At 68.6% G+C, this 13,980-nt stretch carries 13 protein-coding genes; 8 read left to right on the top strand and 5 right to left on the bottom strand.

Translation table 11 applies throughout. The annotated features are described in order from the left end of the window. Positions 1-35: 35 nt before the first annotated feature. Complete coding sequence (locus tag HWY45_RS03480; protein ID WP_375861841.1) at positions 36-1,991, top strand: APC family permease; 1,956 nt, start codon at positions 36-38, stop codon at positions 1,989-1,991. A gap of 30 nt (positions 1,992-2,021) precedes the next feature. Here HWY45_RS03480 and HWY45_RS03475 read toward each other — a convergent pair whose 3' ends face one another. Beyond that, positions 2,022-2,972 (bottom strand): nucleotidyl transferase AbiEii/AbiGii toxin family protein, encoded by a 951-nt coding sequence (locus tag HWY45_RS03475; RefSeq protein ID WP_059886376.1) that lies wholly within the window; start codon positions 2,970-2,972, stop codon positions 2,022-2,024. Continuing rightward, on the bottom strand, positions 2,972-3,703 hold the full coding sequence (locus HWY45_RS03470; protein ID WP_059886378.1) for a type IV toxin-antitoxin system AbiEi family antitoxin domain-containing protein: 732 nt from the start codon (positions 3,701-3,703) through the stop codon (positions 2,972-2,974). Before HWY45_RS03470 ends, HWY45_RS03475 begins: the two co-directional genes overlap by 1 nt. A 432-nt stretch (positions 3,704-4,135) precedes the next feature. On the opposite strand from HWY45_RS03470, the gene HWY45_RS03465 reads away from it, so the two are divergent. Beyond that, entirely contained in the window at positions 4,136-5,116 is a 981-nt protein-coding gene (locus HWY45_RS03465) for an OmpA family protein (protein ID WP_059886380.1), read from the top strand. Between the two features lie 75 nt (positions 5,117-5,191). Continuing rightward, positions 5,192-5,620 (top strand): DUF3617 domain-containing protein, encoded by a 429-nt coding sequence (locus HWY45_RS03460; protein ID WP_059886448.1) that lies wholly within the window; start codon positions 5,192-5,194, stop codon positions 5,618-5,620. Positions 5,621-5,708: 88 nt separating this feature from the next. On the opposite strand, the gene HWY45_RS03455 is transcribed toward HWY45_RS03460, so the two are convergent. Next, positions 5,709-5,867: a hypothetical protein gene (locus HWY45_RS03455; protein ID WP_167361394.1), complete on the bottom strand. Its 159-nt coding sequence runs from the start codon at positions 5,865-5,867 to the stop codon at positions 5,709-5,711. 46 nt (positions 5,868-5,913) lie between these two features. Beyond that, a complete protein-coding gene (locus tag HWY45_RS03450; protein WP_059564116.1) occupies positions 5,914-6,102 on the bottom strand; it encodes a hypothetical protein in 189 nt (62 codons plus the stop codon). Between the two features lie 296 nt (positions 6,103-6,398). Between HWY45_RS03450 and HWY45_RS03445 the strand changes: the two genes are divergently transcribed. Together HWY45_RS03445 and HWY45_RS03440 are read left to right on the top strand one after the other, a co-directional pair. Then, positions 6,399-8,342 (top strand): DUF3857 domain-containing transglutaminase family protein, encoded by a 1,944-nt coding sequence (locus HWY45_RS03445; protein ID WP_150999358.1) that lies wholly within the window; start codon positions 6,399-6,401, stop codon positions 8,340-8,342. Next, the gene (locus tag HWY45_RS03440; protein WP_170304070.1) at positions 8,339-8,506 is read left to right on the top strand and encodes a hypothetical protein; all 168 of its coding nucleotides are present in this window, start codon (positions 8,339-8,341) and stop codon (positions 8,504-8,506) included. The genes HWY45_RS03445 and HWY45_RS03440 overlap by 4 nt, the downstream gene beginning before the upstream one ends. A gap of 118 nt (positions 8,507-8,624) precedes the next feature. On the opposite strand, the gene HWY45_RS03435 is transcribed toward HWY45_RS03440, so the two are convergent. Then, positions 8,625-9,698: an AraC family transcriptional regulator gene (locus HWY45_RS03435; protein ID WP_059886382.1), complete on the bottom strand. Its 1,074-nt coding sequence runs from the start codon at positions 9,696-9,698 to the stop codon at positions 8,625-8,627. A 67-nt stretch (positions 9,699-9,765) separates the two neighbouring features. On the opposite strand from HWY45_RS03435, the gene HWY45_RS03430 reads away from it, so the two are divergent. From HWY45_RS03430 to HWY45_RS03420, 3 genes are all read left to right on the top strand, one after another. Further along, positions 9,766-10,965 carry an MFS transporter gene (locus HWY45_RS03430; protein WP_059886384.1) on the top strand — a complete coding sequence of 400 codons (1,200 nt, stop codon included), beginning with the start codon at positions 9,766-9,768 and terminating at the stop codon, positions 10,963-10,965. 585 nt (positions 10,966-11,550) lie between these two features. Further along, a complete protein-coding gene (locus tag HWY45_RS03425; protein ID WP_059564113.1) occupies positions 11,551-12,138 on the top strand; it encodes a DUF2760 domain-containing protein in 588 nt (195 codons plus the stop codon). Beyond that, positions 12,135-13,976 (top strand): Hsp70 family protein, encoded by a 1,842-nt coding sequence (locus HWY45_RS03420; RefSeq protein WP_059886386.1) that lies wholly within the window; start codon positions 12,135-12,137, stop codon positions 13,974-13,976. Before HWY45_RS03425 ends, HWY45_RS03420 begins: the two co-directional genes overlap by 4 nt. Positions 13,977-13,980 lie beyond the last annotated feature (4 nt).

The following is a 13,980-nucleotide window of genomic DNA, read 5'->3' as shown; positions in this document are numbered from 1 at the left end:
TGCCATCGGGAGGGATCGTGACCGCACTTCAGAGGATGTGGCAGGTACTCGTCGGCAAGCCGCTCGATCCCCTCGATCCGCGCACGCGTCACGCGATCGCCGTGACGCCGCTGCTCGCGTGGGTCGGGCTCGGCGCGGACGGCCTGTCGTCGTCGTGCTACGGCCCGGAGGAGGCGTTCCTCGCGCTCGGCCATCACACCCCGCTCGCGCTGTTCCTCGCGCTTGCGACCGCCGCGACGGTGTTCATCATCGCGATCGGCTACAACCAGGTGATCGAACTGTTCCCGACGGGCGGCGGCGGCTACCGCGTCGCGACCGCGCTGCTCGGGCCGAAGCCGGGGCTCGTGTCCGGCGCGGCGCTGCTGGTCGACTACGTGCTGACCGTCGCGACGTCGCTCGCGAGCGGCGTCGACGCGTTCTACAGCATGCTGCCGGTGAGCGCGCAGGCGTTCAAGCTGACGACCGAGATCGTGCTGATCGTGCTGATGACGGGGCTCAACTTCCGCGGCATGAAGGAGTCGATCCTGGTGCTGCTGCCGATTTTCATCGGCTTCGTCGTGCTGCACTTCGGGCTGATCGTCTACGGCGTGGCGGCGCACGGCGACCATCTCGCGGCGATCGTGCCCGACGCGGTGCACGAGGCGCACGGGATGTCGCAATCGCTCGGCACCTTCGTGATGCTCGCGCTGCTGATGCGCGCGTTCTCGCTCGGCGGCGGCACGTACACGGGCCTCGAGGCCGTGTCGAACAACGTGAACATGCTCGCGGAGCCGCGCGTGCCGAACGGCAAGGTGACGATGCTGTACATGTCGACGTCGCTCGCGTTTACCGCGGGCGGGATCATCCTGCTCTACATGCTGTGGCACGCGGCGCCGGTCGAAGGCAAGACGCTCAACGCGGTCGTGTTCGGCAGCGTGATCGACCAGCTCGGGCTCGGCTCGGCGTTCGCGCGGCACCTGCTGCTCGGGGCCGTGCTCGCGTTCGAGGCGGGGCTGCTGCTGGTCGGCGCGCAAACCGGCTTTCTCGACGGCCCGGCCGTGCTGTCGAACATGGCGTCCGACTCGTGGGTGCCGCGCCATTTCCGCGACCTGTCGACGCGGCTCGTGCGGCAGAACGGCATCATCGTCGTGGGCGCGTCGAGCCTGCTGATCCTGCTGTGGACGCACGGCAGCGTCGACGTGCTGGTCGTGCTGTACAGCATCAACGTGTTCCTCACGTTCAGCCTGTCGCTGCTCGGCATGAGCACCTACTGGTGGCGCCAGCGCCGCGTGGAGCGCAGCTGGTACAAGCCTTTCTTCCTGACGTCGATCGGGCTGGTCGTGACGGCGACGGTGCTCGGGATCACGCTGGTCGAGAAGTTCACGGCAGGCGGCTGGCTGACGGTGCTCGTGACGAGCGCGGTGGTCGCGGCGTGCTTCCTGATCAACCGCCACTACGCGGAGACGCGCGCGCAGCTCGCGAAGGAGGATGCGCTGTTCTCGGGCGCGCCGCCGGCCGTCGACGAAGCGACGGCGCCGGGCAAGCCCGATCCGTCCCAGCCGACCGCGGTGCTGCTGGTCGGCAAGCATCGTGGGGCGAGCATGCACGCGCTGCTGTGGGTGAACCGGTTGTTCCCGGGGCACTTCCGCAACGTGATCTTCCTCGCGGTGGGCGAGGTCGACGCGAAGGCGTACGACGGGCACGAGCATCTCGAACGGCTGCGGCACACGATCACCGAGGCGCTCGACTACTACGTCGCGCATTGCCGGCGCAACGGCATCGCGGCCGATTACCGGATCGCGTTCGGCACGAACCCGGTGGTCGAGTTCATGAACCTCGCATCGGCGACGCTCGACGAATTCCCGAACAGCGTGTGCTTCGCGAGCAAGCTGATCTTCCGGCGCGTGAACTTCCTGACCGCGTGGCTGCACAACCAGACGCCCGTCGAGCTGCAGGCGCGGCTGCATGTCGAAGGCAAGCAGATGGTGCTGCTGCCGATGAATGTGGGGTAGGCGGGAGGTGGCGCAAGATGACGCGTGGCGTCAGCGCGTGTCGTTGTCCAGCCTGGCGAAGTGCTCGCGGAGCTCGGACGCCTGCTGCTCGAACACCTTCGGCTTTTTCTTCTTGAGATTCTCGAGGTTGATGAGCTTCCATTTCAGTGCCGGAAGTTCACGCAGATGCTCGTATGGCATCAAGGACCAGTCGGGCTCGGCCTGAACCAGCGATATCAGGAATCGACGATGATTCTCCGTGAGTGACGCCGGCAGTTCCCGATGGAGCCGTTCTTGCGTTGCCTCGAGCACATCCAGGCCGACGGGTTCGGCGGTCATGCCGACGAAATCGGATTCATAGGCTTCCGCCATCGAATGCATCGGTCCGAAGAGCACCTCGTGAATCGGCCTGTTATGCCCGGAGAGGTAGCCCACGAACGCATCCACGATATCCGGGCGCAACCCGTGGCGCGAGACCAGATGCATCACGTCGAACAGATCGCGCGGATGCTGGCGGTCCAATGCGGCCACAAGCTTGCTGCCGTAGAGTTCGGCTTCATGAAGCGTCGGGACGACGATGCTGGCGCTGAAGGTGTCTTCGGCTTGCTGCGTGAGCGGGCGCCGGACCGGTTCAAGCAGCGTGCCTCGGAAGATGTAGTTGACCTCGACCTTGACCGCGGCCGTGCCGGAAATGACCACGAGCTTCACGTCATCGCCCTTCGCTTTCCCGGATGAGGAGGCGGCCGAGAACTTGGTCGCATGCCCCTCGGCCTCGATTTGCTTGCGGGTTCGATCCAGTTCCTTGTCGATCGCTTCGAGCGCTTCTTCTCGGTTCATGCTTCGATCGGTGACCACGACGTCGATATCGACGGACAGACGCGGCATGTCGTGCAGGAACAGGTTGAGTGCGGTACCGCCTTTCATCGCGAAGCGCGGCGTGTCGAAGACGATCGGTGCGATCGCGAGCATCAGCCGGACGGTGTCTACGTAGGTCGGGTTCATCACGGTTTGAGTGTGAGTCGCTTGCCGTTTTTCATCTTGTTCGACCATCGCGTGCCTTCGCCGAGGCGGTTGACATGCTTCTGAAGGTCTTGCGCCCATGGAAAATCCGCGCCCTGTCCAAGATCTCGCACCAGCCGGACGACCTTCACGCTCGTACAGTGGTGCAGCAGCATGTCCAGCGTCTTGACGCGCAGGTTGCGCAATCCGATCACCAGGTTGGTTGCTTCCTCCATCGATTGTCCTTTTCCGATGTCGCTTGCGAGCTCCAATATCGCTCGCTCCGGCACCGACACAAGTAAGTCAGGATCACCTGTAGGAAGCGCCGCCAGCCCAGACGAGTAGGGCAACGATTCGTCGAACAAGGCCGTGGTCTGGTACGTGTAGTGCATGTGCTCCGCTACCCATGAAGGGATGCGGTACGGCCTCGGGCCCCATAGAACGACCTTCTCGTTGAACGCGATATTGTGGCGAACACCTTGCCAGGCGAGGGCGGTCTTGCCGCCGACGTGGATGCCGGGGACGCGTCGGCCAAGATACGCGATGATGCCGTCTCGTGAGGGCGTGTCACCGGTCAGCAGGTAGACACCCTTCGAAAGGCGCTGCAGCCAGCCGGACTTGACCATATGCGACGCCAGGGCCGCGCTCACACCCATGTCCCGAAGCGTTTCGGAATCGATGGGGTAGCCGCGCCGGGTCTCTTGCATCAACCGCTGGACTGTTTTGTTGCTCATTGAGGGTGACTAGGGCGTTGTCTGGTTGCAGTATATATTGGGTGTATTTGATTATCTGCAATTTTTTAACGCTGTCGTGCCAAATCCTGCTGTCGTGATATCGGCTTTCGCGCCGCCATCGCGGCGAATCGAGCTGCTTACTGCAACGCGTTGACCGTGCGCGCAAAATGGGCACCTCGTTTGAGAATGCGCAAAGAATTAACGCGATAGTCGCGAGGGTCTGAACGGACTTGGGCGCGGGCAGTGGGAGTGTGCAGTCTGTCGCAATGTCAACTTTGCGCCGCACTTCGGCTGGCCTTGAACACCCTCGGAGCCAGCCCGCCGTAGGCCACCGAAAATCATTCATTCGTCAAAAATCTCTCCGGACAGATTTGGTAATATGCGCGCGCTTCGTCGCATCCGATCGAATAACAAACCATCCTGAGAGACTCCATGAAGAACGCAGCATCGTCCGTATTCCGCCTGCTGTCCGCCGCCGCGCTGCTGTCGCTGTCCGCGCAGGCCTTCGCCGCCGGCGATGCGCCGGGCTCGAAAGATCATCCGCTGCTCACGCGTTTCGCGGGCGCGACCATCAATGCATACTCGCAGACGGCCTTCGACGAGGCGTTCCTGCCGAACCAGCCGATCGACGACCGCAAGACCGCCAAGGGCCTCAGCCTGGAAGGCCGGATCACGCGCGTCTCGTACACGATCGGCGGCGACAAGTCGACGCTGGAAGTGGAGCGCAACTATCTCGACGCGCTGCAGAAGGGCGGTTTCCAGATCCTGTTCCGCTGCACGCAGGAGCAATGCGGGAAATCCGGCGGTATTGAATTCCAGAGCGTCGTGATCAGCTCGAACCGGGTCGCGCAGCCGGGTGTCGGCCAGGCCAATTTCGGCGACAAGCACCGCACGATCCTCGCGAAGCTGTCGCGTGCGTCCGGCGATGCGTACGTGTTCCTGCACATCATGGACGATTCCGCGTCGAACAAGCGCACGCTCGTCTACGAGGAAGTCGTCGAGGTGAAGCCGATGCAGACCGGCCAGGTCAAGGTGCTCGATTCGGGCGCGTTGCAGAAGGGGCTGGCGGCAACGGGCAAGGTCGCGCTGTACGGCATCTACTTCGATACCGACAAGGCGCAGGTCAAGCCGGAATCGAAGGCGCAGCTCGACGAGATGGCGAAGCTGCTGACGGCGAACCCGGCGCTGAAGGTGTACATCGTCGGCCATACCGACAATCAAGGCCCGTTCGCGCGCAACGCCGACCTGTCGCAGAAGCGCGCCGAAGCGGTCGCGCAGGCGCTGGCGACCACCTACAAGATCGCACCCGCGCGCCTGAGCGCGAAGGGCGTCGCGTCGCTGTCGCCGGTGGCATCCAACGGCGACGACGCGGGCCGCGCGCAAAACCGCCGCGTCGAACTCGTCCAGCAATAACCGTCGTTCCACGTCGCCGTGTGCGGCCGCATCCGGTGCGGCCGCGCGGGCGCATGCCGAGCCGAAACCGAAATCATGAAACTGCTGATTGCCGCCGGGCTTGCCGGCTTTGCCGTTGCTTCGTTTGCCCAAACCGTGTCGCCGGGCATGTGGCACGACGACACCGCCTATACGCTGAACGGCAAGCCGCTGCCGTCGGGCGACCCGGTGCCCGACCAGTGCCTGACCGACGCCGACGCGAAGCACATCCGCGCGACGATGGAAGCGCGCATGCGGCGCGACAACGTCGCCTGCACGATCACGCACTGGGATTACGCGGGCACGACGCTGAAGGTGGCGATGTCATGCGCGAACGCGCAGGGGCGCGGCACGGCGAACGTCACGGGCACTGTCACGCCGACCAGCTACGACCTCAAGGGGCAGATGCACGGCCAGCATGCGCAGGCCGGTGCGTACACGATGGCATGGACCTGGCGCGGCAAGCGGGTCGGCGACTGCCGGTAACAGGCGGGCCGGCGTCGGGTGATGCGCGGCATTGATTCGGATTCCGGCATGTCCATGCACGCACGCGCGCCCGGCGCGACGCGCGGCGTCACGGATGATGATGCGTATGCGAGCGATGCGATCGCCGCGAGGAGCGGTGCAGCAGGCGCTCGCGGATCCGGTCGCGGCTGCGCCGTTCGATGAAGAACAGCAGCGCGAGCCCCAGGATCACGAGCACCACGACGATTTGCACGATGCTGTGTGCCATGTAGCCTCCGGCAGGAAGGACCGACGATCCGTGCGCGCGCCCGCGCTCACGTCAGCATCGGCACGGCTTCGATCAGCGCAATCCCGATCAGTGCGCCGATGGCGGCGCCGATCAGCCGAGGGTGCCAGCGTTCCAGATGCATCGCCGTCAGCAACGCACCGATCAGCACCACGCCCAGCAGCACGAACACGACCAACAGAAAACCGACTTCGTAGTCGCTGTTGATGATCTCCATGACGCCTCCTCGCCCGCTGCCGGCGCGGCGCCGCGCCTGGCTGCCCTGGCGTCGCGGCAGGCCCGCGCATCACGGGCACGATTCCAGTATATATGTCGCGAAGTGATGCGGATGACCGGTGAAAATGTCTTCCGGCGCCCGTATCCGGCATCGCGCATGCGTGTGTGACTCGATCGATTCGGATTCGACCCCGCGAAGCGCGCGCGGTGCGCAGCGCACCTGATTGGCGTAGTCTGACGAAGAACGCGGCTGCCCGGCCGCGGTCTTGCCGGCCACGTGCCGCGAGGTTCGATGCGATGCGCATGCTGCTCCGTCTGTTCGGCGTTGCCTGTTTCTGCCTGTCGACGGTCGGCGCGCGTGCGTCGCCGGCGGCCCCCGGCCCTGCGGGGCCAGAGTCGGCCGACATCGCGCCGACGACGCTCGAGAACGACGTGCACGTTTTCGTGATCCAGCGCGACGGCTCGCTCGAGGAGCACGACGATGCGACGCTGCGCGCGAATGACGCGAACGGCATCGATGCGATCGCGCAGCGCTACGTATGGTTCGACAAGGACATCGAGAAGGTCGAGCTGCTCGCGGCGGAGACGATCGACCGCGACGGCGTCGCGCACCCGGTCGGCCCGGACGCGATCCGCGACGTGCAGGAGCCGCGTTCCGCCGGCGCGCCGACGTTCCAGGACGGCGTGCTGCGCACGGTCGTGTTTCCGGGCGTCGAGGCCGGTTCGCGCACGCGCATCGCGTTTCGCAAGGTGCGGACCAAGCCGCTCAATCCCGGCTATTTCGGCTACTTCGTCGAGCCGTCGCGTGAGCCCGTCGACCACCAGCGGCTGATCTTCGACGTGCCGGCCGACATGCCGCTGCATGCCGATGCGCGCGGCTACGTCGCGCTGCCGCCGGTGACGGAGAACGGCCGCACCCGCTACACGTTCGACTATCGCCACGGCCCGTACGACCGGCTGGAGAACGGTGCGGTCGGCTATCCGACCGACGGCGACCGGCTGATGGTGTCGACGCTGCCCGACTACGCGGCGTTTGCCGCGCGCTACCGCAACGCGGCGGTGGACCCGAGCGCGAACGATCCGGCGGTCGTGCAGCTCGCGCGGGCGCTGACCGCGAACGCATCCGACCCGCGCGACAAGGCGCGCGTGCTGTACGACTGGGTGCAGGCGAACGTGCGCTACGTCGCGCTGTTTCTCGGCGAGACGGCTGCCGCGCCGCACCGCGTGACCGACATCCTGCGCAACCGCTACGGCGACTGCAAGGACCACGTCGCGCTGTTCGGCGCGCTGCTGGCGGCGGTCGGAATCCGCAGCGAGCCGGTGCTGCTGAACCTCGGGGCGGTGTACACGCTGCCGTCGGTGCCGGGCTACGGCGGCGGCGCGATCAATCACGCGATCACGTGGCTGCCCGATCTCGGGCTGTACGCGGATACGACCACCGCCGGCATCGCGTTCGGCTACCTGCCGCCGATCGTGATGGACCGGCCCGCGCTGCGGGTCGACACCGGCGTGTTGTCGCGCACGCCGGCCACGCAGCCGCGCACGCGCAGCGCGCGCCTCGCGATCGACGCCGCGCGGATCGATGCGCAGCGCTACCAGTCGTACGTCGAGGACGACGGCTGGACCGCCGAACTCGAACGCACCGTGTTCCGCCGCGCGACCCGCGAGCGCATCCGGCAGCTTGCCGTCGAGCGCTTGCGGCAAAGCGGGCTGCGCGGCACCGCGCAGCTCGTCACGACCGACCGCACGGCGACCGACGGGCCGTTCGGCGTGACGATGACGGGCACGCTCGATCACGTCGTGTGGCCGGACGGCACGAGCGCGGTGCCCGCGCTGTCGAGCCTGACGGGCGGGATCGCGACCCAGGTGCAGGCATGGCTCGCGGAGCCGGTGCGCACGCAGCCGTGGGTGTGCATCGGCGGCGCGTTCAGCGAGAGCGCGCAGATCGCGCTGCCGGCGGGTGTGACCGTGACCGACCTGCCGACGGATGCGACGGTGCGCGACGGCTACGTCGATTTCGCGTCGCACTATGTGTTCGATGCGGGCGCGCGCGTCGTGCAGGTCACGCGGCGGCTGCGCGCGCATTTCGACCGGCAGGTGTGCACGCCGGACGATTACGCGGCGATGCGCGCATCGCTCGAACGGATCGAACGGGACACGCAGGCGCAGATCGTCGTGCGGGCACCGGCATCACCCACTCGCGCGGTCCGGGCGGACCGGCGCACCGGAGGCGAATCATGACGGAACGGGATTACGAGATCAGCGACCTGGCGAAGGACCTGCTGGGGCGGATCGTGCAGGGCACGCTGGCGGCCGGCGCGACGGTCGATGCCGAACAGAGCGCGGAACTGGCCGTGCGCTGCGCGACGGCGTTGATCGACCGGCTCGAGGAGCGGGCCGGCTGACGGCGGGCGGAGTCAGCGCCGTATCCATGCGCGGCCTTGACGCGCCGCAGGCGGGCGAGGGCGCGCCCGCTTGCGGCGCATCGCGGCTGCACGCGTGCGTCGTGCAGCCGACGTCGCGTTACCCGGCCGCTTCGGCGCTTGCCGCCGCGTCGCCTGCGGCCTCGGCGTTGCCCTCGCCGTCGGCCCGCACCGCCCCCGGCGGCTTCCCCACCACCCGCTTGAACGCGCGGCTGAACGCCGCCAGCGACCCATACCCGAGCCGATACGCGACCGTCTCGATCGGCTCGCGATCCCGCGTGATCCATTGCGCGGCAAGCCGCATCCGCAGCTCGGTCAGGTAACGCACGGGCGTCATCCCGGTCGCCGCGAGAAACCGCTCCGCGAACACCGAGCGCGACACGCCGGCCTGCGTCGCGAGCTCCGCGACGCTCCAGTTCCGCCCCGGTTCGCGATGCAGCGCGACGAGCGCGCGGCCGAGCTTCGGGTCGCGCAGCGCCTGCACCCAGCCGGTGCCGTTGCCGCATCCGCATTCGACCCAGCCGCGCACGATGAACGCGGCGACGACGTCCGCGAGCCGCGCCAGGATGCCTGCAAAGCCCGCGCGCTCGGCGCGGGACTCGCGCTCCATCGCATCGAGCAGCGGCCGCAGCTCCGGATTGCGCGCGAGCAGCGTGCCGACGAACATCACCTCGGGCATCGTCGCGACGAGCGGCTGCATGCCGCCGAGATCGAGTTCCATGCAGCCGCTGAAGATCAGTGCGTCGCCGGCTTCCGCGCCGCCGTCGCCTTCGGCCTGCCGCGCGGCGCCGACCGCGGTGACCGTGTCGCAGATCTTCGCGGTCTCGAAGCCGTCGATCTCGCGGCACGGCGTGTCGGGCTCGGACACCAGCGCATGCTCGCCGCCGTTCGGCATCAGGATCGCGTCGCCGGTGTCGAGCCGGTAGGTCGCCCCGCGCGGGTCGCGCAGCAGCACGGGCCCCCGGCCGACGAAGTGGAACTGCGCGCGGCCGCGCACGTTGCCGAAGCGCATGCCGAACGGCCGCGCCACCTGGATGCGGCGGTACTGGACGCCGCTCAGGCGCATCCCGAGCAGCAGTTCGCTGACGAGGTCGTGCGTGTCGGACGGCGGGAGGTCGACGGGATCGGACATCGGTTTCGGACGATTGATCAATGTTTCCGGATTGTATGTCATAGACCGTCCTGATGTGCTGACCTTACGATGCGCAACCATTGGCACTTTTTCCGGAATCGCATCAAACATGAATCCCACCATCGAATCCGCCGGCGTCGCGGCGGGGCCGCGCGAACCCGCCTGGGGCGCCGTTTTTGCGATGACGCTCGGCGTGTTCGGGCTCGTCACCGCGGAGTTCCTGCCCGCGAGCCTGCTCACGCCGATGGCCGACAGCCTCGGCGTGACCGAGGGCGTCGCCGGCCAGGCCGTCACGGCCACCGCATCGGTCGCGCTCGTGACGAGCCTGCTCACCGCAGCCGCGACGCGCGCCATCGACCGGCGGCGCGTGCTCCTGTCGTTTACGGCGCTGCTGATCGTCTCGAACCTGGCCGTCGCGTGCGCAACGAATCTCGCGACGATCCTGGTCGGCCGCGTGCTGCTCGGCATCGCGCTCGGCGGCTTCTGGACGATGGCGACGGCCACCGCGATGCGGCTCGTGCCGACTGCGATGGTGCCGCGCGCGCTGTCGATCATCTTCAGCGGCGTGGCGGTCGCGACGATCGCGGCCGCGCCGCTCGGCAGCTATTTCGGTCACCTGATCGGCTGGCGCAACGTGTTCCTGATCGCGGCCGGGTTCGGCGTGCTCGCGCTCGCGACGCAGGTCGCGACGCTGCCGGCGATGGCGCCGTCCGGCACGACGCGGCTGCGCACGCTGGTCGACGTGCTGCGGCGGCCGACGGTCGGCCTCGGGATGTTCGCGACGATCCTCGTGTTCACCGGGCATTTCGCGTTCTTCACGTACCTGCGGCCGTTTCTCGAACAGGTCGCGGGTGTCGGCGTGAACGGGCTGTCGGCGATCCTGCTCGGCTATGGCGTGGCGAACTTCGTCGGCACGTCGCTGGCCGGCCGCGTGCTCGAGCACCGGCTGCGGCCGATGCTGATCGCGATGCCCGCGCTGATGGTCGTGCTCGGCGTCGCGCTGGTGGCGCTCGGGCGCGCGCCGCTCGTCGACGCGGTGCTCGTCGCGTTGTGGGGGATGGCGTTCGGCGGCGTGCCCGTCGCGTGGTCGACGTGGGTCACGCGCACGGTGCCGGACGAGGCGGAGAGCGCGGGCGGCCTGATCGTCGCGGCGGTCCAGCTCGCGATCGCGACCGGCGCGGCCGCGGGCGGCGTGGTGTTCGATGCGAACGGCGCGAGCGGCGTCTTCATCGGCGCGGCGGTCGTGCTGGCGGTGGCGGTCGCGACGATCGTGTCGGCCGTGCCTGCGCGTGTGGGCGTGGCGTCGTAGGCGGGCGCGCCCACACGCGCACGCCGGGCGTTATGGGCGGCCCGGCGCGGCGGCGGCCTGCGCGAGCCGGTTGATGCCTGCGGGTTCGACGATGGCCGGTGCGCCGCCGTCGCGCGCGGCCTGCAGCATGGCTCGGCCGACGCTCGGTATCGAGTGTGGGCGGTTCAGGGGAGCGCAGGCTGGTTCACGCCGACGTTGCACCGAATGCGTCAAGGTCGAGGTCCGGTCGGCTATTGGGAGGATTTCGATCGTTACCAAGAAGGGCGTACCCAGCGAAGCGGCCCACGCCGCACGCATCGCCGGCCTTTCCTGAAGCCGTCAGGCACCTTGAAATTCACTACGGACCGCTAATCCTCGCAGCGCAATCCCGCCATCCGGCCGGCGCCTTTTGCACGCGGCCACACTGTTCTGTCCCCCAACTTCCGCACCATTCTTCCGCCACAGGGCAAAATACGGGTTTTCCGCACCCCGCGAGGGGGCCCGGAATCGCGCTCCGGGCATCGGCCATGCGCATTTCGCGCCCCGCGCCCGGCGCCCCAGGCAAGATCGCCCGCCGCATGGCGGGCCCACAGGAGTCCAAGCCACATGCCCGAATCCAATCTGTCGTTCTTCGGCCGGCTGTCGCTTGCCGTCGGCACGTTCTTCTCCGTGCTCGGCAACCGCGAATTCGCCGCCGGCGTGCTGCGCGTGCGCGACGGCGCGCCCGTTGCCGCGCAACCGGCGCCGGCCGCCGCGCCTGCGCCCGTGCCCGCGCCGGCTGCCGCGCCCGTGAAGGCGCCCGAACTGCGCGAAGCGAGCCCGCAGGCCGCGCTGCAACTGCTCGGCCTGCTGCAGCGCGACGCACGCTTCATCGACTTCGTGCAGGAAGACATCGCCGGCTACACGGACGCCGACATCGGCGCGGCCGCGCGCCTCGTGCACGACGGCTGCCGCGCCGCGCTGCGCGAGCACTTCACGATCGTGCCGGTGCGCGACGAAGCCGAAGGCAGCCGCGTGACGCTGCCGGCCGGCTTCGACGCGACGGCCGTGCGCGTGACCGGCAACGTCGTCGGCGCCGCGCCGTTCACGGGCACCGTCAGCCATCGCGGCTGGCGCGTCTCCGACGTGCGCCTGCCGAAGCTGACCGGCAGCCACGACGCCTCCGTGATCGCCCCGGCGGAGGTGGAACTGTGAGCGACGCACGCTATTCGATCGGCATCGATCTCGGCACCACCCACTGCGCGCTGTCGTACGTCGACACGGCCGCGAGCGACGGCGAGAAGGTCGAGCAGCAGGTGCTGCCGATCGCGCAGCTCACCGCGCCCGGCGCGCTGGAGTCGCGCGACCTGCTGCCGTCGTTCCTCTACCTGCCGCATGAAAGCGAGCTGACGCAGGGCGACCTGACGCTGCCGTGGACGGCGTCGCGCAACTTCGCGGTCGGCGAAATGGCGCGCAGCCGCGGCGCCGGCACGCCGATCCGCCTCGTGTCGAGCGCGAAGAGCTGGCTGTGCCACCCGGGCGTCGACCGCCGCGCGGCGATCCTGCCGAGCGATGCGCCGCCCGAGGTGTCGCGCGTGTCGCCGCTCGAAAGCTCGATCCGCTACCTGACGCACCTGCGCGAAGCATGGGACCACGCGCATCCGGACGCGCCGTTCGTCGACCAGGACGTGACGGTGACGATCCCCGCGTCGTTCGACCCGGCCGCGCGCGAGCTGACGGCCGAGGCCGCGCGGGCCGCCGGCTATACGCGCATGACGCTGCTCGAGGAGCCGCAGGCAGCGCTCTACAGCTGGATCCAGAAGAGCCAGGGCGGCTGGCGCAAGCAAGTCAACGTCGGCGACCTGATCCTGTGCGTCGACGTCGGCGGCGGCACGACCGACCTGTCGCTGATCGCGGTGGTCGAACGCGACGGCAACCTCGAACTGCATCGCGTCGCGGTGGGCGAGCACATCCTGCTCGGCGGCGACAACATGGACCTCGCGCTCGCGCACGTGGTCGCGCGCAAGCTCGCGACGCAGGGCACGCAGGCCGACCCGTGGCAGCTGCGTGCGCTCACGTACGCGTGCCGCGCCGCGAAGGAGACGCTGCTGTCCGACCCGTCGACCGATGCGGTGCCGCTCGTCGTGCCGAGCCGCGGCTCGAAGCTGATCGGCGGTTCGATCCGCACCGAGCTGACCCGCGCGGAACTCACGCAGACGATCCTCGAAGGCTTCTTCCCGCACGTGGACGCAGCGGCGCGCCCGGTCAGCCGCGCGCGCGTCGGCCTGACGCAGCTCGGCCTGCCGTATGCGCAGGACGCGGGCATCACGCGCCACCTCGCCGCGTTCCTCGGCCGCCAGGTCGCGGCGCTCGACGCGCTGGACGGCGTGCAGCGCACGCTGCCGCCGGGCGCGACGTTCCTGCATCCGACTGCGGTGCTGTTCAACGGCGGCGTGTTCAAGTCGTCGCTGCTGACGCAGCGCGTGCTCGACACGCTGAACGGCTGGCTCGGATCGGAAGGCGCGGCGCCCGCCCGCCTGCTCGGCGGCGCGGATCTCGACCTCGCGGTCGCGCGCGGCGCCGCGTACTACGGCTATGTGAAGCGCGGCCGCGGCGTGCGCATTCGCGGCGGCACGGCGCGCGCGTACTACGTCGCGATCGAATCGGCGATGCCGGCGGTGCCGGGGCTCGAGCCGCCGGTGCAGGCGCTGTGCGTCGCGCCGTTCGGCATGGAGGAAGGCACGAACGCGGCGCTGCCGCCGCAGGAGTTCGGCCTCGTCGTCGGCGAGCCGGTGCATTTCCGCTTCTTCGGATCGTCGGTGCGCCGCCAGGACCAGGTCGGCACGCTGCTCGACTACTGGTCGCCGGAGGAGCTGCAGGAGCTCGAGGAGATCCAGGCGACGCTGCCGGCCGACGGCCGCTCCGTCGGCGAGATCGTGCCGGTGAAGCTGCACGCGCGCGTGACCGAGGCCGGCACGCTCGAACTCGAAGCGATCCCGAGCGGCACCGACGAGCGCTGGAAGGTCGAGTTCGACGTGCGCGGCACCGCCTGAGCGC

This window comes from Burkholderia stagnalis (genome assembly GCF_902830275.1).
In the GTDB taxonomy this organism is placed as follows: domain Bacteria; phylum Pseudomonadota; class Gammaproteobacteria; order Burkholderiales; family Burkholderiaceae; genus Burkholderia; species Burkholderia stagnalis.
The sequence above is the reverse complement of the archived record's forward strand: the minus strand, read 5'-3'. Positions and strand labels throughout refer to the sequence as shown.

Bases quoted from the DNA above. Each gene is read 5' to 3' on its own strand.
- HWY45_RS03480 (WP_375861841.1), top strand. From the start codon at position 36: ATGTGGCAGGTACTCGTCGGCAAGCCGCTCGATCCCCTCGATCCGCGC.
- HWY45_RS03475 (WP_059886376.1), bottom strand. From the start codon at position 2,972: ATGAACCCGACCTACGTAGACACCGTCCGGCTGATGCTCGCGATCGCA.
- HWY45_RS03470 (WP_059886378.1), bottom strand. From the start codon at position 3,703: ATGAGCAACAAAACAGTCCAGCGGTTGATGCAAGAGACCCGGCGCGGC.
- HWY45_RS03465 (WP_059886380.1), top strand. From the start codon at position 4,136: ATGAAGAACGCAGCATCGTCCGTATTCCGCCTGCTGTCCGCCGCCGCG.
- HWY45_RS03460 (WP_059886448.1), top strand. From the start codon at position 5,192: ATGAAACTGCTGATTGCCGCCGGGCTTGCCGGCTTTGCCGTTGCTTCG.
- HWY45_RS03455 (WP_167361394.1), bottom strand. From the start codon at position 5,867: ATGGCACACAGCATCGTGCAAATCGTCGTGGTGCTCGTGATCCTGGGG.
- HWY45_RS03450 (WP_059564116.1), bottom strand. From the start codon at position 6,102: ATGGAGATCATCAACAGCGACTACGAAGTCGGTTTTCTGTTGGTCGTG.
- HWY45_RS03445 (WP_150999358.1), top strand. From the start codon at position 6,399: ATGCGCATGCTGCTCCGTCTGTTCGGCGTTGCCTGTTTCTGCCTGTCG.
- HWY45_RS03440 (WP_170304070.1), top strand. From the start codon at position 8,339: ATGACGGAACGGGATTACGAGATCAGCGACCTGGCGAAGGACCTGCTG.
- HWY45_RS03435 (WP_059886382.1), bottom strand. From the start codon at position 9,698: ATGACATACAATCCGGAAACATTGATCAATCGTCCGAAACCGATGTCC.
- HWY45_RS03430 (WP_059886384.1), top strand. From the start codon at position 9,766: ATGAATCCCACCATCGAATCCGCCGGCGTCGCGGCGGGGCCGCGCGAA.
- HWY45_RS03425 (WP_059564113.1), top strand. From the start codon at position 11,551: ATGCCCGAATCCAATCTGTCGTTCTTCGGCCGGCTGTCGCTTGCCGTC.